General features: G+C 70.6%; 19 protein-coding genes. 11 read left to right on the top strand and 8 right to left on the bottom strand.

Annotation, left to right across the window (positions count from 1 at the left end; all coding sequences use genetic code 11):
* Positions 1–187: 187 nt before the first annotated feature.
* Positions 188–628, top strand: a complete 441-nt coding sequence (locus ACFMQL_RS18980) for a hypothetical protein (protein WP_364059952.1) — start codon at positions 188–190, stop codon at positions 626–628.
* Entirely contained in the window at positions 628–1560 is a 933-nt protein-coding gene (locus ACFMQL_RS18985; protein ID WP_378790178.1) for a hypothetical protein, read from the top strand. The genes ACFMQL_RS18980 and ACFMQL_RS18985 overlap by 1 nt, the downstream gene beginning before the upstream one ends.
* Here the strand turns inward: ACFMQL_RS18985 and ACFMQL_RS18990 are convergent.
* Complete coding sequence (locus tag ACFMQL_RS18990; RefSeq protein WP_364059955.1) at positions 1550–1984, bottom strand: MarR family transcriptional regulator; 435 nt, start codon at positions 1982–1984, stop codon at positions 1550–1552. The two genes, ACFMQL_RS18985 and ACFMQL_RS18990, sit on opposite strands and share 11 nt — an antisense overlap.
* A 90-nt stretch (positions 1985–2074) precedes the next feature.
* Between ACFMQL_RS18990 and ACFMQL_RS18995 the strand changes: the two genes are divergently transcribed.
* Complete coding sequence (locus ACFMQL_RS18995; RefSeq protein WP_364059958.1) at positions 2075–3226, top strand: MFS transporter; 1152 nt, start codon at positions 2075–2077, stop codon at positions 3224–3226.
* A 243-nt stretch (positions 3227–3469) separates the two neighbouring features.
* Here ACFMQL_RS18995 and ACFMQL_RS19000 read toward each other — a convergent pair whose 3' ends face one another.
* The 6 genes from ACFMQL_RS19000 to ACFMQL_RS19025 all read right to left on the bottom strand — a co-directional run bounded on the left by ACFMQL_RS19000 (position 3470) and on the right by ACFMQL_RS19025 (position 9270).
* Complete coding sequence (locus ACFMQL_RS19000) at positions 3470–4429, bottom strand: hypothetical protein (RefSeq protein WP_364059961.1); 960 nt, start codon at positions 4427–4429, stop codon at positions 3470–3472.
* Positions 4392–4943, bottom strand: coding sequence for a methylated-DNA--[protein]-cysteine S-methyltransferase (locus ACFMQL_RS19005; RefSeq protein WP_364059964.1), 552 nt, complete (start codon positions 4941–4943; stop codon positions 4392–4394). The genes ACFMQL_RS19000 and ACFMQL_RS19005 overlap by 38 nt, the downstream gene beginning before the upstream one ends.
* A complete protein-coding gene (locus tag ACFMQL_RS19010) occupies positions 4901–6316 on the bottom strand; it encodes an AlkA N-terminal domain-containing protein (RefSeq protein ID WP_378786285.1) in 1416 nt (471 codons plus the stop codon). The genes ACFMQL_RS19005 and ACFMQL_RS19010 overlap by 43 nt, the downstream gene beginning before the upstream one ends.
* A 112-nt stretch (positions 6317–6428) precedes the next feature.
* Positions 6429–7370, bottom strand: coding sequence for an NYN domain-containing protein (locus tag ACFMQL_RS19015; protein ID WP_364059970.1), 942 nt, complete (start codon positions 7368–7370; stop codon positions 6429–6431).
* Positions 7371–7477: 107 nt separating this feature from the next.
* Positions 7478–7687, bottom strand: coding sequence for an acyl-CoA carboxylase subunit epsilon (locus ACFMQL_RS19020; RefSeq protein WP_364059973.1), 210 nt, complete (start codon positions 7685–7687; stop codon positions 7478–7480).
* Entirely contained in the window at positions 7684–9270 is a 1587-nt protein-coding gene (locus ACFMQL_RS19025; protein ID WP_378786287.1) for an acyl-CoA carboxylase subunit beta, read from the bottom strand. Before ACFMQL_RS19025 ends, ACFMQL_RS19020 begins: the two co-directional genes overlap by 4 nt.
* Before the next feature lie 36 nt (positions 9271–9306).
* Between ACFMQL_RS19025 and ACFMQL_RS19030 the strand changes: the two genes are divergently transcribed.
* The 3 genes from ACFMQL_RS19030 (at position 9307) to ACFMQL_RS19040 (ending at position 14486) form a co-directional block, all read left to right on the top strand.
* Positions 9307–10233 carry an ABC transporter ATP-binding protein gene (locus tag ACFMQL_RS19030; protein ID WP_378786289.1) on the top strand — a complete coding sequence of 309 codons (927 nt, stop codon included), beginning with the start codon at positions 9307–9309 and terminating at the stop codon, positions 10231–10233.
* A 3-nt stretch (positions 10234–10236) separates the two neighbouring features.
* Positions 10237–11796 carry a hypothetical protein gene (locus tag ACFMQL_RS19035; RefSeq protein ID WP_364059982.1) on the top strand — a complete coding sequence of 520 codons (1560 nt, stop codon included), beginning with the start codon at positions 10237–10239 and terminating at the stop codon, positions 11794–11796.
* Between the two features lie 68 nt (positions 11797–11864).
* Positions 11865–14486 (top strand): phosphoenolpyruvate carboxylase, encoded by a 2622-nt coding sequence (locus ACFMQL_RS19040; RefSeq protein WP_364059985.1) that lies wholly within the window; start codon positions 11865–11867, stop codon positions 14484–14486.
* Positions 14487–14546: 60 nt separating this feature from the next.
* On the opposite strand, the gene fdhD is transcribed toward ACFMQL_RS19040, so the two are convergent.
* A complete protein-coding gene (fdhD, locus tag ACFMQL_RS19045) occupies positions 14547–15422 on the bottom strand; it encodes a formate dehydrogenase accessory sulfurtransferase FdhD (protein WP_378790179.1) in 876 nt (291 codons plus the stop codon).
* 38 nt (positions 15423–15460) lie between these two features.
* Here fdhD and ACFMQL_RS19050 point away from each other — a divergent pair, with 38 nt between their 5' ends.
* From ACFMQL_RS19050 to ACFMQL_RS19070, 5 genes are all read left to right on the top strand, one after another.
* Positions 15461–16282: a biotin--[acetyl-CoA-carboxylase] ligase gene (locus ACFMQL_RS19050; RefSeq protein ID WP_364059991.1), complete on the top strand. Its 822-nt coding sequence runs from the start codon at positions 15461–15463 to the stop codon at positions 16280–16282.
* 71 nt (positions 16283–16353) lie between these two features.
* Entirely contained in the window at positions 16354–16866 is a 513-nt protein-coding gene (locus tag ACFMQL_RS19055) for a PH domain-containing protein (RefSeq protein WP_364059994.1), read from the top strand.
* A gap of 88 nt (positions 16867–16954) precedes the next feature.
* Positions 16955–18040: an S-(hydroxymethyl)mycothiol dehydrogenase gene (locus tag ACFMQL_RS19060; RefSeq protein ID WP_364059997.1), complete on the top strand. Its 1086-nt coding sequence runs from the start codon at positions 16955–16957 to the stop codon at positions 18038–18040.
* On the top strand, positions 18040–18660 hold the full coding sequence (locus ACFMQL_RS19065; protein WP_364060000.1) for an MBL fold metallo-hydrolase: 621 nt from the start codon (positions 18040–18042) through the stop codon (positions 18658–18660). The genes ACFMQL_RS19060 and ACFMQL_RS19065 overlap by 1 nt, the downstream gene beginning before the upstream one ends.
* Positions 18661–18926: 266 nt before the next feature.
* The gene (locus ACFMQL_RS19070) at positions 18927–19103 is read left to right on the top strand and encodes a (2Fe-2S)-binding protein (protein WP_364060003.1); all 177 of its coding nucleotides are present in this window, start codon (positions 18927–18929) and stop codon (positions 19101–19103) included.
* Positions 19104–19124: the final 21 nt, after the last annotated feature.

The raw sequence follows: 19124 nt of genomic DNA on the forward strand, positions 1-19124 counted from the left end.
GTGCGGTACGGCGGATCCCCCGTACCGGCCTCAGGAGGCCGCACCGCCCGCTCCTGAGCGGAGTCCCGCGGCCACGGAGCCGGAGTCCGATCCGCCGCGATCCGAGCCGGCGGGATCAGCGGAGACGGAGGAACCTGAGAGCGCGGCGACCCCGGAGTCCGTCCCGACCGGGACGCAGACGATCAAAGTGGGGGACGGCCTGCGGATCAGGGTCGACTGGCCGCGGAAGCCGGATCCGCTGCACAAGGTCATGGTCGACTACTACGTCGGCGTCCGCAGGGCCATCGCGGAGGGCAAATCGGGCTACGGCGAGAACATGGAGTTCGAGGCGCAGGCGAGCACCAGCCAGTGGATCCGCGGCTTCACCGATCAGGGCGAGACGATCCGCGGCACCGCACGCCTCTACGACGTGGAGGTCGCCGCCGTCTTCGACGGCAAGGGCGCCCAGGTCAACGCGTGCGTCGACGAGTCGGACGTCACGGTGGTCTCCGCCAGTACCGGCAAGCCCATCGCGCGTCAGCCCGACTGGATGCGCAAGCCGTACTTCCAGACCGTGCTCGCGCACCGCGCCGACGACGGGGTGTGGCGCATCAGGACCTCCCAAACGGAGCAAGGGCGGTGCACGTGATGAAGAGCCTGATCTCCGCGCTGATGGCGGGCGTCCTCGTGACCGGCTTGCAGTCGCCGTCCCCGGCCCCGTCGCCCAAGCCCGACGTGGACGTCCGGGGCGGCGGCCAGGGGCGCACCCGGTTCGTCGACCTCTCCACGGACACCATCAAGATCTCCGGATCCAAGGGCGGCGATGGCGACGGCTTCCGGATCAAGCGGCCCTGCTGGTACGAGCCGGCCGCGAACGCCGAGGACATGTTCCGGCAGATCTCCGACCCGCGCGGCAACAGGACGCGGGCGGACACGGACGGCTTCCGCGAGTTCATCCAGCCGTTCAAGGACAAGCTGGGCCAGGAGGGGCTGTGGTGGGTGCCCGCCTACAACAAGGCCGACCCCAACGGCGCGGCCTGCTGGGCGAGCCTCGAACGCTTCATCTTCGTCCCGCCGAACACCACCCCGCCGTCGGGCATCACGGTCGAGCAGCTCGCCGAGATCGCGCGGGCCGCGCTGACCGTCCCCAAGGGCACGATCAAGCTGAGCCCCGACGCCAAGAGCTACGTCAACCTGCCCACCTGGGTGTGGCTCGAAGGCATCGGCGAGCCGCGCCGCACCGTCACGGCGTCCATCCCCGGCATCATGAGCGTGACCCTCGTCGCCACGCTGAAGGAGATCAAGATCGACCCCGGCACGTCGGACGACCGCGCCGAGGTGACCGAGACGGGCTGCGGAGCCTCGGGCAAGCCGTTCACCCAGGGCGGCGAGTTCTCGTGCGGCGTGCGCTACCTGCGCTCGTCGATCGATCAGCCGGGCGAGAAGTACACGCTGACGGTCTCCACCGTGTGGCCGGTCGAGGTGGAGGGCAACACGGTGCCGGTGCAGTTCGACCCCGTCGAGGTCAGCACCAGCCGGGACGTCCCGGTCGGCGAGATCCAGAGCAACGTCAAGCCCTGATCACCGCGACGAGCGGGGCCAGCTCGGGCAGCTCCGCGGCCTCGTCGAGCACCTCCTTCAGCACCGCGTCGTGCGTGGGGCGTGCCTGGCCGAGCAGGTCGAAGCCGGCCTGCGTCACCTCGGAGTAGATGCCGCGCCGGTCGTCCTCGCACAGGTAGCGCCGCAGCAGCTCGCGCTTCTCCAAGCGTGTCACCAGCCGGGTCGTGGCGCTCTGGCTGAGCACCACGGCCCTGGCGAGCTGCTGCATGCGCATGTGCCAGCCGTCCTGCCTGGCCAGGACGTCCAGCACGGTGTATTCGCTCACGCTCAGCCCGTGGTTCTTCTGGAGCGCCTTCTCCAGCCGCTCTTCGATTTTGGCGTGCAGCGCCGCGAGCGTGCGCCAGCCGTGGGCGCGCGCCTCCACGGCGTCATCGGCGAGGGCCACGTGACAGTCTCCTCGACATGCTTGTATTGTCAGTTAGTCGGCGTGTGCAAATAATGCTCACGCTCACTAACGTCTTCTGAGGAGTATTGTATGCCTCTCGCCCTGTTCGCCCTTGCGATCAGCGCCTTTGGCATCGGCACCACCGAGTTCATCATCAACGGACTGCTGCCCGATGTGGCGTCCGACTTCGGGGTGACGATCCCGGCCGCCGGGCTGCTCGTGTCCGGATACGCGCTGGGCGTCGCCGTCGGCGGGCCGCCGCTGACCATGCTCGGCGCGCGGCTGTCGCGTAAGACGATGCTGCTGTCGTTGATGGTGCTGTTCATCGTCGGGAACGCGCTGTCGGCCCTGGCGCCCACGTACGCGGTGCTCATGGTCGGCCGGTTCCTGTCGGCCTTCGCGCACGGGGCGTACTTCGGCGTCGGCTCGGTGGTGGCCGCCGACCTGGTGGAGCCGCGCAAGCGGGCCAGCGCCATCGCCCTGATGTTCACCGGCCTCACGCTCGCGAACGTCCTGGGCGTGCCGCTCGGCACGTGGATCGGTCAGTCGTACGGCTGGCGGGCCACGTTCTGGGTCGTGGTGGTGATCGGTGTGGCCGGGCTGGCCGGCGTGCTCGCGCTCGTGCCGCGCCGCCCGCGCCCCGACGGGGGAGTGCTGCGCGAGCTGGCGACGTTCCGCTCCGGCGGGGTCTGGCTGGCGCTGGCGATGACCGTCTTCGGCTTCGCCCCGGTCTTCGCCGTCATCACCTTCATCGCCCCGATGATGACGGGCGTGGGCGGCTTCTCGCCCGGCGCAGTGCCGCTGGTAATGGCGCTGTTCGGCGTGGGCCTGGTGGCCGGCAACCTGATCGGCGGCAGGATGGCCGACCGCGCCGTCATGCCCAGCATCTACGGCTCTGTCGGCCTGCTCACGGTCCTCGCCGTGGCGGTCGCGCTCGTGGCGGCCGACCAGGTGACGTTCATCATCGCCATCACGCTGTTTGGGGTGGCCGCGTTCGCGACCGTCCCGCCGCTGCAGACCCGGGTGCTGGACGCCGCCGCGGGCGCGCCGACGCTCGCCTCGGCGGCCAACATCGGCGCCTTCAACCTGGGGAACGCGATCGGCTCCTTCGCCGCCGGCCTGAGCATCGACGCCGGCCTCGGCTACACGGCCCCCGCGTGGACGGCCGCCCTGCTCGGCCTCGTGGGCCTCACGGTGGCGGGCGCCGCCGGCCTCCAGTCCCGCCGCCTCGCCTCCGCATGACGGCCACCGGGCCCGCCGCAGAGGTCGGGCCGAATGCCGGCCCCGCCGACCCATCGGGCTCCCGCCATTGTCGGCCTCGCCTTCAGCTTTGCCCATGGTTTTGCCTAGTTCCACCCATTCGCGGACATAGGGGTGGTCGATAACGTCCTTGGCGGATACCACCACGCCGGCCTCTCTGAGAGTTGTAGTACTTGACTGCGCCAGGGGATGGCCGGATTGCACACCGGCCGGCCCCTGGCGTTGTTAGTCGAAGAGTTCGTTGGCGTTGTGGATTTTTAGTGCTTTGTTGAGCCAGTTGTCGAGGGTGTCCTGGTTGGTGCAGGAGCGGATGCGTTGTTGGGCTTCGTGGGGGAGGTCGATTCCGCGTTGGTGGAGTACGCTGAGGAGGGCTTCGGCCTTGCCGACGGCCTCGCCTTCAGCTTTGCCCATGGTTTTGCCTAGTTCTACCCATTCGCGGACATAGGGGTGGTCTATAACGTCCTTGGCGGATACCACCACGCCGGCCTCCTTGAATAGTTGGGCGAAGTCGAACTCGGGGAGCAGCATGAATACCAGCTCAGCATAGCTCGGCTGGTCTTTCGGGCGCCTGGCTGTGGCATGGGCGAAGGTTCTGAGTACCTCCATCCCGTCGGGCGTGTCGGGGTTGCCGTACACGATGGTCGAGAGCGCGGTGAGTTCTGGGTCGGTGAGCGCTCGGTCGATATCCGTGATCTTGGGGATGTTCGACGGGCCTGCGACGACGGGTTTCAGGATCCAGCCGGGGTGGCCCATGTCGATGGGGAGTGCGCAGTCCTGGGCGGTCGCGCGGTCCTCGCAGAACACGAGGAGTACGACAGGGCATTTCCGTATTGCCCGTAGTGTCGATATGTAGACCGGCCAGGACCACTTCTTACGTTTGTCGGGTTTTCGTTGAACTTCCAGGATGACCGCGCGTACCGGTTTTCCCTTCGCCTTGAGGATGACGACCGCGTCGGCCCGATATTCCGTGGGCCGGCGATCGCTGAGGTCGCACGTGCCCAGCGTGGCCTCGTCGAAAGCGGGTACGTGAACGCCGACCTCGGCCATCAGCGTGGTGACCAGAGAAGGGCGGGAGCGCACTAATTCGAGGAGGTACTCATGTTCGAATGACACCATGCCGGTGACATTACTGAAAGTGACCTCGCGTTTACGCTCGATCGACGATAGCTCCACGTTCGTGAGCAAGAAGCCATTCTTTTACCGAAACGCCGTAGAGATATCCGCCATATCCTCCGGTGCTGGGCAAAATCCGATGGCACGGTACGAACGGCGCGATCAGGTTCTGGGCGCAGGCCGAGCCCGCCGCGCGGGCGGCGGTGCGCGGCAGGCCCGCGCGTTCGGCCAGTTCGGCGTACGTGACGGTGGTCCCGGCCTTGACCTCCCGCAGTGCCGCGTGCAGCCGCTTGCGGGTGGGCGTGCCGGGCTGCCAGACCTGTACGCCGTCCAGCGCGTCCAGCTCCCCGGCGAGGTACGCCCGGGCGGCCTCCGCGGGTGCCCCGAGGTCGTCCACGATCTCCAGGCCCTCCGCCTGCAGAGCGGGCGTGAGCCGGGCGAACATGTCCTTGGGCTCGGCGGTGAATCCGGCCGCGACCAGCACGCCTTCGCGGGCGAGCAGCGCCAGCGGGCCCACCGGAGAGGGTACGAGCTGTGCAGCGATCATGATGAACTCCAGAGATGCAGCGCGGCGTACGCCCGCCACGGGCGCCACCGCTCGATGTGATCGTTCGGAATGCCCAGGGCGGCCATGCGCTTGACCAGCACCAGGTCGCCCGTGGGCCACGCGTCGGGGTCGCGCAGCGCGCGCAGCGCGATGTAGCCGGCGGTCCACGGCCCGATGCCGCGCACCTCCAGCAACTCCGCCACGGCCTGTGCGGGATCCTGCCCGCCGTCCAGGTCGAGCCGCCCGTCGACGAGCCGGGCGGCCAGGTCCTTAAGGGTGTCGATGCGGCGGCCCGTCAGGCCGAGCCCGCTCAGGTCGGCCTCCAGGAGCCGGGCGGGGGTGGGGAAGAGGCCGCCGGGCGCGCCGGCCCTGGCCACGATGCGGCCGAGCAGCGTACGCGCCCCCGCCACCGAGATCTGCTGCCCCACGACCGCGCGCACGGCCAGCTCGAACCCGTCGAACGTGCCCGGCACCCGCAGCCCAGGCCGCGCCGCGACCAGCGGGGCGAGCGAGGTGCCGCTGAGGACGTCCGCGATGGCCTGCGGGTCGGCGTCGAGGTCGAGCAGGCGGCGGCAGCGGGCGACGATCCTGGCGAGCTGCCGGGTGTCCTCGACGGCCACGTCCAGCGCGATGTGGTCGGGGCGCGGGGTGAGGGTGATCGTCCCGCCCGGTACGGCTCTGCGGTACGACGTCCGATCCGCCACCTCAAGCCCCGGTATGGCGCGTGCGGCGAGGAATGAGAAGACGCCGTCCGCGTCGTACGGATGCCGCCGGTGCAGCCGCAACCTGAGCGTGGCGCCGGTCTGGGCGGCGGGCGCGGAGGCGATGGCGGCGGCGCGCGGCCCGGCCGTGGCGCGGAGCTCGCTGGGCGTGAACCCGTACGTCTCCCGCATGGTCGCGTTGAACTGCCGCACGCTGCCGAACCCGGCCGCGAACGCCACCTCCGTGATCGGCAGCGACGTCTCCGTCAGCAACTGCTTGGCCAGCAGAAGCCGCTTGGTGCGCGCCACCGCGAGCGGCCCGACGCCGAGCTCGGCGACGAAGAGCCGGTGCAGGTGGCGTTCGGTGATGTGCAGCCGCCTGGCGAGCCCGGCCACGCCCTGCTCGTCGGCGGCGCCGTCGTCGATGAGCCGCAGCGCGCGCCCGACCAGGTCGCCGCGCAGGTCCCAGCCGGGGTCGCCGGGCGACAGCTCGGGCCGGCAGCGCTTGCACGGCCGGAACCCGGCCGCCTCGGCCGAGGCCGCGTGACGGTAGAAGCGCACGTTCCGCCACGACGGCGTACGAGCCGGGCAGATCGGGCGGCAGTAGATGCGCGTGGTCGTCACCGCCGTGTAGAAACGGCCGTCGAACCGGGGGTCCCTGGCGGAGACGGCCCGGTAGCAGGAGTCGAAGTCGAGCTCTTGAAGGGCCATGTCTCCGACCGTACGCCCTGCTCAAGGGAGACGACTGGCGGAAATCGGACCAGGCCGTGACACCCCAGGTCACAGCCGCCGTCACAGGGCCCGGGCTTCGCTCCTCATGCCGCTACTTCGACGAGACGCCCACCCCCAGGTCGAACTCGCGGTACACCCGAGCCCAGAACCCGTCACGCAGCCACACCCGCGCCTCCGGGTACGGCCGCAGCGAGTGGCCCAGCTCCTTCTCCGCCTCGATCAGCAACTCGGTGTCGATCACGGTCGGCAGGATCGGCCCGGGCAGCAGGTCGCGGATGTTGTCGCGGCCACGCGTCAAAATCCACTTCTGTGCGACGTGCTCGCCCACATCCTCCACGCGCGGCCGGCTGGGGCCGAGCTTGGCCACCTGGCCGGGCTTGGCGTGCGGCTTGACGGGCGTGCGCCCGGCGAAGACCTGCGCGGGCGAAGGCGCGGTGCTGGGTGGTGTGACGGGCACGGGCTGCGGAGCACGGCTGAAAAAGGGCCTCAGGAAATCTGCACTGATCACTTCGACGGTGTCGGACTCCCACACCAGGCGCTCCGCCTGGTTGGTGCCGTACGGCGGTTCGACGCCCCACAGGTGGATGCGCACGCCGTACGCCTGTGCCGCCTCGACCGCCGGAACCATGTCCTCATCGCCCGCCAGCAGGATCGTGTCGGTGACCGCATGATGCCTGGCCAGCGCCTCCAGATCGCTCCGGATCTGCGCGTCAACGCCTTTCTGCTGGCCACGGGCGTTCAGGTTGCCGAGGCGCACCTTGACCCACGGAAGCTGGGCGATCACACGTTGGTCGACGGTGGGCACGCGATCACGAGCTGCGTCATACCAATAGATCCGCAGAAGTTCGCCAGAAATACGTTCCTCTGCATGTTTCTGTAGACTTTGGATGAGCTCATCGGCGGCCACCCGATATTCCTTGCGCTCCTTCGCGCCGAGCAGCACTTCACCCGCCGCCGCGTACAGATAACCGACATCCACTAGGACGGCGTACTTGGCTGCCACAGGATGCGGCATGAGGTCTGGGATGGCCATGTCGTCCTCCAGGCCGCGGTGTTAGTTGATCGGCTGACTATATACGCCTACTTTCTCTAGATAGTCCCAACTCCCGGGGAACTTGACACCCGATTCGCAGGATCTATCTAGGGTAGTGCGCTCATCCGCCATGCCGACTTCCCTGGGACGACAGGCTTACGCATAGCTCTGGCGGGGTTTCGCCAGGTTTGGCGAGGCGAAGATGGAGCGCGCTCCGTTTCGGCTGCGGGGCGTCGCCGCGCCGCGAGCGCGGTCACGAGCGCGGCCACCTCCTCGGGCGTGGCGTCGCCCCGGACAATACGCAGATGTGGCGTCATAGCGGGATGTTCCCATGCTTCTTGGGCGGGAGCGTGGCCCGCTTGTTCCGCAGCGCGCGCAGCGCCTTGACGACCTGCGGCCGGGTCTCGGACGGCCGGATCACCGCGTCCACATAGCCCCTTTCGGCCGCGATGTACGGGTTCGCCAGCGTGTCCTCGTACTCGGTGACGAGCTTGGCCCGGTGCGCGTCGGGGTCGTCGGCGGCGGCCAGCTCGCGCCGGTAGAGGATGTTGACCGCGCCCTGGGCGCCCATGACCGCGATCTGTGCGGTGGGCCAGGCCAGGTTGATGTCCGCGCCGAGGTGCTTGGAGCCCATGACGTCGTACGCGCCGCCGTACGCCTTGCGCGTGATCACGGTGATCAGCGGGACCGTCGCCTCGGCGTAGGCGTACAGGAGCTTGGCGCCGTGGCGGATGATTCCGTTCCATTCCTGATCGGTGCCGGGGAGGAAACCCGGGACATCAACAAAAGTCAAGATTGGGATATTGAAGGCATCACATGTTCGAATAAATCTTGCAGCCTTCTCAGATGCCTTGATATCCAGGCATCCGGCGAAATGCATGGGCTGGTTGGCCACCACGCCCACCGGCTGACCGTCCACCCGGCCGTACCCGACCACGATGTTCGGTGCGAACTGCGCGTGGACCTCAAGGAACTCACCGTCGTCCAGCACGTGCTCGATCACCCGGTGCATGTCGTACGGCTGGTTCGCCGAGTCGGGGATCAGCTCGTCCAGCTCGGGGTCCGGGTCGAGGTCCTCGGCCGCGGCGTAGACGGGCGGCTCGTCGAGGTTGTTGGACGGCAGGTACGACAGCAGCGCCCTGACGTAGTCGAACGCGTCCTGCTCGTCGGCGGCCTGGTAGTGGGCCACGCCCGACTTCGTGTTGTGCGTGTGCGCCCCGCCCAGCTCCTCAAACGTGACCTCCTCGCCGGTCACCGTCTTGATCACGTCGGGACCCGTGATGAACATGTGCGAGGTCTGGTCCACCATCACCACGAAGTCGGTGAGCGCGGGGGAGTAGACGTGACCGCCGGCCGCGGCGCCCATGATGAGCGAGATCTGCGGGATCACGCCGGAGGCGTGCACGTTGCGCTTGAAGATCTCGGCGTACAGGCCGAGCGCGACTACGCCCTCCTGGATGCGGGCGCCGCCGCCCTCGTTGATGCCGATGATCGGGCAGCCGGTCTTGAGCGCCAGGTCGAGCACCTTGACGATCTTCTCGCCGTACACCTCGCCGAGCGAGCCGCCGAAGACCGTCACGTCCTGCGAGAACACGCACACCTGGCGGCCGTCGATGGTGCCGTGCCCGGTGATCACGCCGTCGCCGTACGGACGCCGCTTGTCCAGCCCGAACATGGTCGAGCGGTGCCTGGCGAACGCGTCGAACTCGACGAACGAGCCCTCGTCGAGCAGCGCCAGCACCCGCTCCCTGGCCGTCATCTTGCCCTTGGCGTGCTGCTTCTCCACCGCCGCGGCGGACCCCGCGTGCACGGCCTCCGCGCGACGAAACTCCAGATCAGCGATCTTTCCGGCGGTGGTGTGAATATCCGGTTCTTCCGGCATCGGCTCGGCAGTGGTCATGCGCGCAAGGCTAGCCCCTCCTCCTAGAGTGGAGCCATGACGGACGCCGTACGCACGCACGCCCTGCTCAAGCGCTACGGGCAGCAGATCGCCGTCGCCGGTGTGAACCTGACCATCCCCCGAGGCAGTTTCGCCGGCCTCGTCGGCCCCAACGGAGCCGGCAAGACGACCACGCTCAGCATGATCACCGGGCTGCTGCGCCCCGACGGCGGCGTCGCGGAGATCGACGGCTACTCCGTCTGGCACGACCCCGTCGCGGTCAAGGCCCGCATCGGCGTGCTGCCCGAAGGGCTGCGGCTGTTCGAGCGGCTCTCCGGCCGCGAGCTGCTGATCTACAACGGCCGCCTGCGCGGCATCCCCAAGGCCGACGTCGAACAGCGCGCCGCCGAACTGCTCGACGTGATGGACCTCACCTCCAGCGCCGACAAGCTCGTCGTCGACTACTCCACCGGCATGCGCAAGAAGATCGGCCTGGCCGCCGCGCTGCTGCACAACCCGTCGGTGCTCTTCCTCGACGAGCCGTTCGAAGGCGTCGATCCGGTCAGCGCCAACACGCTCACCGAGGTGCTGCGCCGCTACACCGCCTCCGGCTCCACCGTCGTCTTCTCCAGCCACGTGATGGACCTGGTCGAGCGGCTGTGCGACTGGGTGTCGGTGATGAGCGCGGGGCAGATCGTGGCGCAGGGCCCGTTAGCGGACGTACGCGGCGGGCGCAGTCTCAACGAGGCCTTCCTCGACCTCGTCGGCGGCGCGCCCGGCGCCGGCGGCGCGAAGCTGAGCTGGCTCGGCTCCCGCCCGGTGCCGCCCGGCCCGCCACAGCCCGGTCCTCCGCAGCCGGGTCCCGCGCCATACGGTCCTCCGCAGTTCGGCCCGCCGCCGCCCGGCCGGCCACAGCCGGGTCCCCCGCACCCCGGCCCTCCGCAGCCTCATCCCCGGCAGCAGGGCCCGGCAGGGGGAGCCTGACCCATGGCGACGGTCGCGCTCTTCGCGCAGCTCAAGCTGCGCCTGATGGCCGGAAACCTGCGCGGCGACCCGCAGCGCAAGATCGGCTTCGTGTTCACGCTGCTCCTCGCGGCAGGCGTGGCCGCGCTCGGCTTCTTCCTCATGAGCCTGCTGCGGCTGGCCACCCAGGACGTCGCCGCCGACCTCGTCACCCTCGCCTTCGCCGCGCTGCTCGCGGGCTGGATGATCGTGCCGCTGCTCGCGTTCGGCGTGGACGACACGGTCGACCCGGCCAAGCTCGCACTGCTGCCGCTGCGCACCCCGCGCCTCGCGGTCGGCATGTTCACCGCGTCCGTGATCGGCGTCTGGCCCGCCGCGCTGCTGATCGTCACGCTCGGCGCGCTCGTCGGGCTCGCGTCGACCGCGGGCGGCTGGCTGATCGGGCTGCTCGCGGTGCTGGTGCAGTTCGCGCTCTGCGTGGTGGCGTCCCGGCTGATCACCACGGCACTGTCCAGCGCGCTGCGCACCAGACGCGGGCGCGACGTGCTGGCCGTGGCCGCGCTGCTCGTCGTCCTGCTCGCGCAGCTTCCCAATCTGCTGCTGAACAGCGGCTTCGCCGACCCGGCGGCGCTGCTGCACCGCCTGGCCGGCGCGCTCAGGTGGACGCCGCCCGGCATGCTGGCCCACGCCATCACCGACGGCGGGCTACTCGCGCTCGCCGAGGTGGTGCTGGTCGCGCTGCTCACCGTGGTGCTGGCCGTGCTCTGGATCAAGGCGCTCAGCCGGGCCCTGGTCACGCCCGGCGCCTCCGCCAAAGCGGCCACCGTACGCAGGGAGAGCGGGCTCATCGACCGCTTCCTGCCCGACGGGCCGCTGGCCGCCGTGGTGACCAAGGAGCTGAAGTACATCAGGCGCGAGCCCCGCTACCGCGTCGGCTGGTTCAGCGCGATGGCGATCACCGTCGTCCTGGCGTTCTCGCTGACCAGAGGGGGAACCGGCGGCCCCGGCACGGCGATCGCGCTGGCCTCGATCGCCGCCGGCATGATCGCCCTGCAGTCGGTCAACGCCTTCGGCATCGACGGCCGCTCGATCTGGATGAACGCCGTCGCGTCCGGCGGCGAGCGCGGCCTGGCCACCGACCTCGCCGGGCGGCACCTCGCGAGCGCGCTCATCGCCGTGCCGCTGATCGCGGTGATCGCCACCGGCGCCGCCCTGTTCACCGGCCACCCGTCCGCCATCGCGCCCGCCCTGCTCACCGGGTGGGGCGTGCTCGGCACCGGGCTCGGGGTCGGCTCGGTGACCAGCGTGGTGCTGCCGTACACGGTGCCGGAACGCATGAACGCCTTCACCGGCGCCGCCCCCGGACAGGGCGGGCTCGCGTTCGCCTCGGGGGCGGGCGCCATGGTGGCGATCAGCGTGCTGTCGCTGCCGTTCGTCGTGCCGATGGCGTTCGGGCTCACCTGGGCGGCCGTGCTCGCGCCCTGCTACGGGCTGCTGCTGGAGACGCTCGGGCGGCGGCTGGCCGCCAGGGTCGGCTTCCGCCGTACGCCAGAACTCCTCGCGGCGGTGTCGCGACCCACCTGACCAGTGGTCTAGTCCAATACCTGAGACCGGTCTACGGCGCCGAAAACCGACTCGCTACCCTTCGAAACATGATTGACCAGGGGCTCGAGCGTCGCAGTGCCGCCGTTACCGAGATGCCGGACGAGCTACGCCACGACGTGCGTCTGCTCGGCAAACTGCTCGGCCAGGTGCTGGCCGAGCAGGGCGGCGAAGACCTGCTGGCCGACGTCGAACGCCTGCGCAAAGCCGTCATCGCGGCGCGCAGGGGCGAGGTCTCGGCCGACGCCATCACCGAAATGGTCGCCGGATGGGAGATCGAGCGGGCCGTGGCGGTGGCCCGCGCGTTCACCTGCTACTTCCACCTCGCCAACCTGGCCGAGGAGCACTACCGCATCCGCACGCTGCGCGAGCGCGATGCCGAGGGCAAGGTGCAGCGCGAATCGCTCGCGCAGGCCGTGCAGCAGCTCGGCCAGGACCGCGTCGTCGAGCTGCTGGAGGGCCTTGAGCTGCACCCGGTGCTCACCGCGCACCCCACGGAGGCCCGCAGGCGGGCCGTGGTCACCGCCATCCAGCGCATCAGCGGCCAGCTCACCGAGTACAACGCCCCAGGCCGCGGGGCCTCCGAGCGCGCCGAGAGCAAGCGGCGCCTGCTGGAGGAGATCGACCTGCTGTGGCGCACGGCCCAGCTCCGCTCCACCAAGCTCGACCCGCTCGACGAGGTGCGCACCGCCATGGCCGCCTTCGACGAGACGCTGTTCCGTACGGTGCCGCAGGTCTACCGCTCGCTCGACGCGGCGCTCGACGAGCGCACCGGCACCCGCCCGCCCCTGGCCAAGCCGTTCATCAGGTACGGAAGCTGGATCGGCGGCGACCGCGACGGCAACCCCAACGTGACCGCCAAGGTCACCCGCGAGACCATCCAGATCCAGTCGGAGCACGTCCTCGCGGCACTGGAGACGGCCTGCTCCCGCATCGCCCGCACGCTGACCGCCTCCGCCCAGTTCGCGCCGCCCTCGGCCGAGCTGCGCACCCGGCTGGCGGCGGCCGTGGCCGCCCACCCCGACGTGGTGTCGGAGCTGGCCACCCGCTCGCCGCGCGAGCCGCACCGGCAGTGGCTGCTGTTCGTGGCCGCCCGCATCGCCGCCACCCACCGCCGCGACCTCGACCTGGCCTACCGCTCGCCCGACGAGCTGCTCGCCGACCTGCGCCTCGCCCAGGAGTCGCTGGCCGCCTCCGCGCCGCGGCAGGCGTACGGCGAGCTGCAGCACCTCATCTGGCAGGTGGAGACGTTCGGCTTCCACCTGGCCGAGCTGGAGGTGCGCCAGCACTCCCAGGTGCACGCCGCCGCACTGGAGGAGCTGCGCTCGGGTGCCGAGCCGTCGGAGCGCACCGAGGAGGTGCTGGCCACCATCCGGGTGATCGGCTGGATCCAGGAGCGCTACGGCGTCCGTGCCTGCTCGCGCTACGTGGTCTCCTTCACCCGCTCGGCCGACGACATCGCCGCCGTCTACGAGCTGGCCCGCTACGCGCTCGGCGATCGCGCGCCGGTGCTCGACGTGGTGCCGCTGTTCGAGTCGGGCCAGGACCTCGCCAACTCGGCCGACGTGCTGACCGGCATGCTGGAGATCCCCGAAGTGCAGCAGCGGCTGGCCGACACCGGCCGGCGCATGGAGATCATGCTCGGCTACTCCGACTCGGCCAAGGAGCTCGGCCCCGCCGCCGCCACGCTGCGGCTGTACGAGGCGCAGGAGGCGCTGACCGCCTGGGCCGCCAAGCACGACGTCAAGCTCCGCATGTTCCACGGCAGGGGTGGCGCGCTCGGCCGCGGCGGCGGCCCGGCCAACCGCGCGGTGCTGGCGCAGGCGCCCGGCTCGGTGGCGGGCCGGTTCAAGGTCACCGAGCAGGGTGAGGTCATCTTCGCCCGCTACGGCCACATCGCGATCGCCCGCCGCCATCTGGAGCAGGTGGCCAACGCGGTGCTGCTGGCCTCGTCGCCCACGGTGAGCGAGCGCACGGCGGCCGCCGCCGAGCGCTTCCGCGGGCTGGCCGAGCAGGTGGCCAGGGCGTCCGAGCAGGCGTACCGCGCGCTGACCGAGGCGCCGGGCTTCCCCGAGTGGTTCGGCCTGGTCAGCCCGCTGGAGGAGATCGGCACGCTGCGGCTCGGCTCCCGCCCGGCCCGGCGCGGCCTGGGCGCGCCCCGCTCGCTCGACGACCTGCGGGCCATCCCGTGGGTGTTCGCCTGGGCGCAGACCCGCGTCAACCTGCCCGGCTGGTACGGCCTCGGCACCGGACTCGCCGCCGTCGGCGACATCGACGAGCTGCGCGCCGCCTACCGGGAATGGCCGCTGTTCAACTCGCTGCTGGACAACGCCGAGATGTCGCTGGCCAAGACCGACCGCTCGATCGCCGAGCGCTACCTCGCGCTCGGCGGCCGCGAGGACTTCAGCAGGCAGGTCCTGGAGGAGTACGACCGCACCCGCGAGCTGGTGCTGCGCGTCACCGGGCACACCCGGCTGCTGGAGAACCGCAAGGTGCTCAGCAGGGCCGTGCAGCTGCGCGACCCGTACGTGGACGCGCTGTCGCACCTCCAGCTCCGCGCCCTGCGCGCGCTGCGCACCGGCAACCCGTCGGAGCAGGAGCGCGACCGGCTGTCCACGCTGCTGCTGCTGTCGGTCAACGGCGTCGCGGCCGGCCTGCAGAACACCGGCTGACCGCACGTGGAGCCCGTGCCGGGACGCCCCGGCACGGGCATCCGCCGTGAAGCGGACCGCTCACGACAGGACGCGTTCGGCGCCCGCGTACACGTTGCAGCGCTCCCCGCGCAGGAAGCCCACCAGCGTCAGCCCGAACTCCCTGGCCAGCTCCACCGCCAGCGACGACGGGGCCGACACCGCGCACACCACGGGCACCCCGGCCGCCAGCGCCTTCTGCATGATCTCGTAGCTGGCGCGGCCGCTGACCATGAGCACGTGCTCGGCCAGCGGCAGCCGCCCGTTCAGCGCCGCCCACCCCACGAGCTTGTCGACCGCGTTGTGCCGGCCGACGTCCTCGCGCACCGCCACCGGCGTGCCGTCGGCCGCGAACAGGCCCGCGGCGTGCAGGCCGCCCGTCTTGCCGAACACGCCCTGGGCCAGCCGCAGCGCCTCGGGCAGCCCGTACAGCAGGTCGGGGGAGAGCGTGAGCTCGCCGCGCGGCACCGAGCGGCAGCGGTCGCGCAGCGCGTCGAGGCTCGCAGAGCCGCACACGCCGCAGGCGCTGGAGGTCAGGAAGTGCCGGTCGAGCGCGGGCAGCTCGGGGATGGGGCCGTGCAGCCGTACCGTCACCGTGTTGTAGCGCGCCTCGGGCGGCAGGTCCTCGTCGGTGCAGTACGCGATCGCCGCGATGTCGCCGGGCCCCACGAGGCCCTCGCCGTGCAGGAACCCGGCGGCCAGCTCGAAGTCGTGTCCCGGCGTGCGCATGGTGATGGCGACCGTCCTGCGCGTGCCGTCGGGAGCGGTGAGCCGGATCTCCAGCGGCTCCTCGGTCGCGAGGTCGTCGCGCCGGTCGCGGCCCGACGCGCCGGTCAGCTCCCTGACGCGGACGCGGGTGATCGGCCCAGGGCGCGCCTGCGCGTCCCGGCCGCTCGCCGCCGGGGGAGTCGTACGCATGCTCATCCCTCCCTCCTACCCCCTGCGAAGATAGGGGGATGCCCGACTCACGCTACTCCGACCTCGAGCGTCCGCCACTGTCCGAGGCGGCGCTCACCCGTGCCCTGGTGCGTCCCGGCTCGCTGTGGACCGCGCTCACCGTCGTCGGCAGCACCGGTTCCACCAACGCCGACCTGGCCGCGGCCGCCCGCGCCGGCGCGCCCGAGGGCACGGTGCTGATCGCGGAGGCGCAGCGGGCGGGCCGCGGGCGGCTGGGCCGCACATGGTCGGCGCCGCCCCGTTCAGGACTGACGTTCTCCATCCTGCTCAGGCCGCAGATGCCGATCGCGGCCCAGAGCTGGCTGTCGCTGCTGTACGGCGTCGCCGCCGCCTCGGCCGTACGCCGCATCGCCGAGGTGGACGTCCGGCTCAAGTGGCCCAACGACCTGCTGATCGGCGAGCGCAAGCTGGCCGGCGTGCTGGCCGAGCGCTCGGGCGACGCCGTCGTCATCGGCATGGGGCTCAACGTCTCGCTGCGCGATGACGAGCTGCCCGTCGAGACCGCCACGTCGCTGGCCGTCGAGAAGGCGGCCTGCACCGACCGCGACCCGCTCCTGCGCGCCGTGCTGCGCGAGGTCGAGACCCACTACCGCGACTGGACGCGGGCGGGCGGCGACGCGGAGGCGGCCGGCCTGCGCTCGGCCTACCTGGCGGCCAGCGCCACCGTGGGACAGCGGGTCAGGGTCGAGCTGCCCGGCGACCGCACGCTCACCGGCCTGGCCACCGGCATCGACAAGGACGGCCACCTACAGGTGGAGGCGGACGGCGAGCGTCACACGCTGAGCGCGGGCGACGTCGTGCACGTCAGGCCGGCGGGGTGAGCGAGCCGGTTTCCTCCGGTGGCATGGCAGGCACGCAGCGTTGATGGCACGTTTTGGGCCATGATTGGGCCATGACCATTCCCGACCACCATCTGACGCAGGGTGAGCGGCGCGTCCGATCCTTCCACCCCCACTGGAAGCGGCTCGTCGGTCCCTTCATCGCGCTGGTCCTCATAGCCCTCGCCTCGGGCGCGGCGATCTACTTCATCCCCGGCGACTTCGAGTACGCCGCCTACGCCAGGATCGCGGTCGCGGTCATCGGGCTCATCCTGCTGACGATCTGGTCGTTCGTGCCGTACCTGCAGTGGAAGAACACCGGCTACGTGCTCACCACCCACCGCTTCACGATCAGCACCGGCGTGCTCAACAAGTCGACCGACGAGATTCCCATCGCCAAGGTCAACACGGTGAGCTCCGACCAGACCTTCGCCGAGCGCCTGCTCGGCTGCGGCACGCTGACGGTCGAGTCGGCGGGCGAGCGCGGCGAGATCGTGCTGCGCGACATCCCGAAGATCCAGGACGTCCGCACCGACCTGTTCCGGCTCGTGGAGGACGCCTCCGACGGGGAGATCGACGGCCGCTGACGCGGGCGGGGACGCGGTCCGCAAAGGTCTCGGCGTGCTCACGCCCGGTCCCTTGCGGAGATCAACCTCCTGACACAAGATGGCTGGCATGCCGTACGAAGTGCAGGGCGTCGTCGCCCGGGGCAAGGGCCAGGAAGTTTCCCTCGAGACGGTGATCGTGCCGGACCCAGGTCCGGGCGAAGCGGTGGTGAACGTGCAGGCCTGCGGCGTGTGCCACACCGACCTGCACTATCGGGAGGGCGGGATCAGCGATGACTACCCGTTCCTGCTCGGACACGAGGCGGCGGGCGTCGTCGAGGCGGTCGGCCCCGGTGTCACCGAGGTCGCGCCCGGCGACTTCGTGATCCTCAACTGGCGCGCGGTGTGCGGCCAGTGCCGGGCCTGCCTGCGCGGGCGGCCGTGGTACTGCTTCAACACCCACAACGCCAAGCAGAAGATGACGCTCAAGGACGGCACCGAGCTGTCGCCCGCGCTCGGCATCGGGGCGTTCCTCGACAAGACGCTCGTCGCGGCGGGCCAGTGCACGAAGGTCTCCGCCGACGCGCCCGCGCAGGTCGCGGGCCTGCTGGGCTGCGGCGTGATGGCCGGCATCGGCGCGGCGATCAACACCGGCGGCGTCACCCGCGGCGACAGCGTGGCGGTCATCGGCTGCGGCGGCGTCGGCGACGCGGCCATCCTCGGCTCCTCGCTGGCCGGCGCGGCGAAGATCATCGCGGTCGACGTGGACGACCGCAAGCTGGAGTGGGCCCGCCAGTTCGGCGCCACCCACACGGTCAACTCCCGCGAGAACGACCCGGTCGAGGCGATCCGCGAGCTGACCGGCGGCTTCGGCGCGGACGTGGTGGTCGAGGCGGTGGGCAGGCCCGAGACGTACGAGCAGGCGTTCTACGCCCGCGACCTGGCCGGCACGGTGGTGCTCGTCGGCGTGCCGACCCCGGAGATGCGCATCGACCTGCCGCTGCTCGACGTGTTCGGCCGCGGCGGCGCGCTGAAGTCCTCCTGGTACGGCGACTGCCTGCCGTCGCGCGACTTCCCCATGCTCATCGACCTGTTCCTGCAAAACCGCCTGCCGCTCGACAAGTTCGTCTCCGAGACGATCGGGGTCGAGCAGGTCGAGGAGGCGTTCGCGAAGATGCACAGGGGCGAGGTGCTGCGTTCGGTGGTGGTCTTCTGATGATCGACAGGGTCATCACCTCGGGCACGTTCTCGCTGGACGGCGGCACGTGGGACGTCGACAACAACGTCTGGCTGGTCGGCGACGCCCGCGAGGTCGTGGTCATCGACGCCGCCCACGACGCGACGGCGATCGCCGAGCGTGCGGGCGGGCGCAGCGTGCGGGCCATCGTCTGCACCCACGCGCACAACGACCACATCAACGCCGCCCGCGAGCTGGCCGAGCGCACGGGCGCGCCGATCCGGCTGCACCCGGCCGACCAGGTGCTGTGGGAGCAGGTGTACGGGCCCGAGGTGTCGTACGAGCCGCTCGGCGACGGCGACAAGCTCACCGTGGGCGGCATCGCGCTGCAGATTCTGCACACGCCGGGCCACTCGCCGGGCGCGGTCTGCCTGTTCGCGCCCGACCTGGGGGCGCTGTTCAGCGGTGACACGCTGTTCAAGGGCGGGCCGGGTGCGACCGGGCGGTCCTACAGCTCGTTCGAGACGATCATCGACTCGATCAGGGACCGGCTGCTGACGCTGCCGCCGGAGACGGTCGTCCACACCGGGCACGGCGACTCCACCACCATCGGCGCCGAGGCGCCGCACCTGGAGGAGTGGATCGCCCGCGGCCACTGAGCCGGGGCCTTCCGACGCTGAGCCGGGGCCTCGTGATGCCGAGCCGGGGCCTCGTGATGCCGAGCCGGGCCTCCTGACGCTGAGCCAGGGGCCTTGTGATGCTGAGCCGGGGCCCTTCTGACGCGCGAAAGGCCTTTCACCTGCGAGGATCCGGCGCGTGTGACCGACCCGACGTAGGCAAGCCTAACCTCAGTGGGTTATCTTTAGGTGTGCCTTACCTAAGGCGGTCTCCCTCATCCCTGCGTGTGAAAGGCATGCCCCCAGCAATGTACGTGTGCATCTGTCGTGCCGTGACCGAGAACGAAGTGCACGACTGCATCGCCGCCGGGGCGACCAGCGCCAAGCAGATCCGCGACACCACTGGTGCCGGTGGTGACTGTGCCCGTTGTGTTCGGAAGATCTGTGCGATCCTGAAAAGGTCTCAGGAACTGACGACCGCATGACCGGATCGACGATGAGGGGCC

It is taken from the genome of Nonomuraea fastidiosa, assembly GCF_042751225.1.
In the GTDB taxonomy this organism is placed as follows: Bacteria; Actinomycetota; Actinomycetes; order Streptosporangiales; family Streptosporangiaceae; genus Nonomuraea; species Nonomuraea fastidiosa.

Excerpts from the sequence above, each read along its gene's own strand:
- ACFMQL_RS18985 (WP_378790178.1), top strand. The coding sequence starts at position 628 with ATGAAGAGCCTGATCTCCGCGCTGATGGCGGGCGTCCTCGTGACCGGC.
- ACFMQL_RS18995 (WP_364059958.1), top strand. The coding sequence starts at position 2,075 with ATGCCTCTCGCCCTGTTCGCCCTTGCGATCAGCGCCTTTGGCATCGGC.
- ACFMQL_RS19010 (WP_378786285.1), bottom strand. The coding sequence starts at position 6,316 with ATGGCCCTTCAAGAGCTCGACTTCGACTCCTGCTACCGGGCCGTCTCC.
- ACFMQL_RS19015 (WP_364059970.1), bottom strand. The coding sequence starts at position 7,370 with ATGGCCATCCCAGACCTCATGCCGCATCCTGTGGCAGCCAAGTACGCC.
- ACFMQL_RS19020 (WP_364059973.1), bottom strand. The coding sequence starts at position 7,687 with ATGACGCCACATCTGCGTATTGTCCGGGGCGACGCCACGCCCGAGGAG.
- ACFMQL_RS19025 (WP_378786287.1), bottom strand. The coding sequence starts at position 9,270 with ATGACCACTGCCGAGCCGATGCCGGAAGAACCGGATATTCACACCACC.
- ACFMQL_RS19030 (WP_378786289.1), top strand. The coding sequence starts at position 9,307 with ATGACGGACGCCGTACGCACGCACGCCCTGCTCAAGCGCTACGGGCAG.
- ACFMQL_RS19035 (WP_364059982.1), top strand. The coding sequence starts at position 10,237 with ATGGCGACGGTCGCGCTCTTCGCGCAGCTCAAGCTGCGCCTGATGGCC.
- ACFMQL_RS19040 (WP_364059985.1), top strand. The coding sequence starts at position 11,865 with ATGATTGACCAGGGGCTCGAGCGTCGCAGTGCCGCCGTTACCGAGATG.
- fdhD (WP_378790179.1), bottom strand. The coding sequence starts at position 15,422 with ATGCGTACGACTCCCCCGGCGGCGAGCGGCCGGGACGCGCAGGCGCGC.
- ACFMQL_RS19050 (WP_364059991.1), top strand. The coding sequence starts at position 15,461 with ATGCCCGACTCACGCTACTCCGACCTCGAGCGTCCGCCACTGTCCGAG.
- ACFMQL_RS19055 (WP_364059994.1), top strand. The coding sequence starts at position 16,354 with ATGACCATTCCCGACCACCATCTGACGCAGGGTGAGCGGCGCGTCCGA.
- ACFMQL_RS19060 (WP_364059997.1), top strand. The coding sequence starts at position 16,955 with ATGCCGTACGAAGTGCAGGGCGTCGTCGCCCGGGGCAAGGGCCAGGAA.
- ACFMQL_RS19065 (WP_364060000.1), top strand. The coding sequence starts at position 18,040 with ATGATCGACAGGGTCATCACCTCGGGCACGTTCTCGCTGGACGGCGGC.
- ACFMQL_RS19070 (WP_364060003.1), top strand. The coding sequence starts at position 18,927 with ATGTACGTGTGCATCTGTCGTGCCGTGACCGAGAACGAAGTGCACGAC.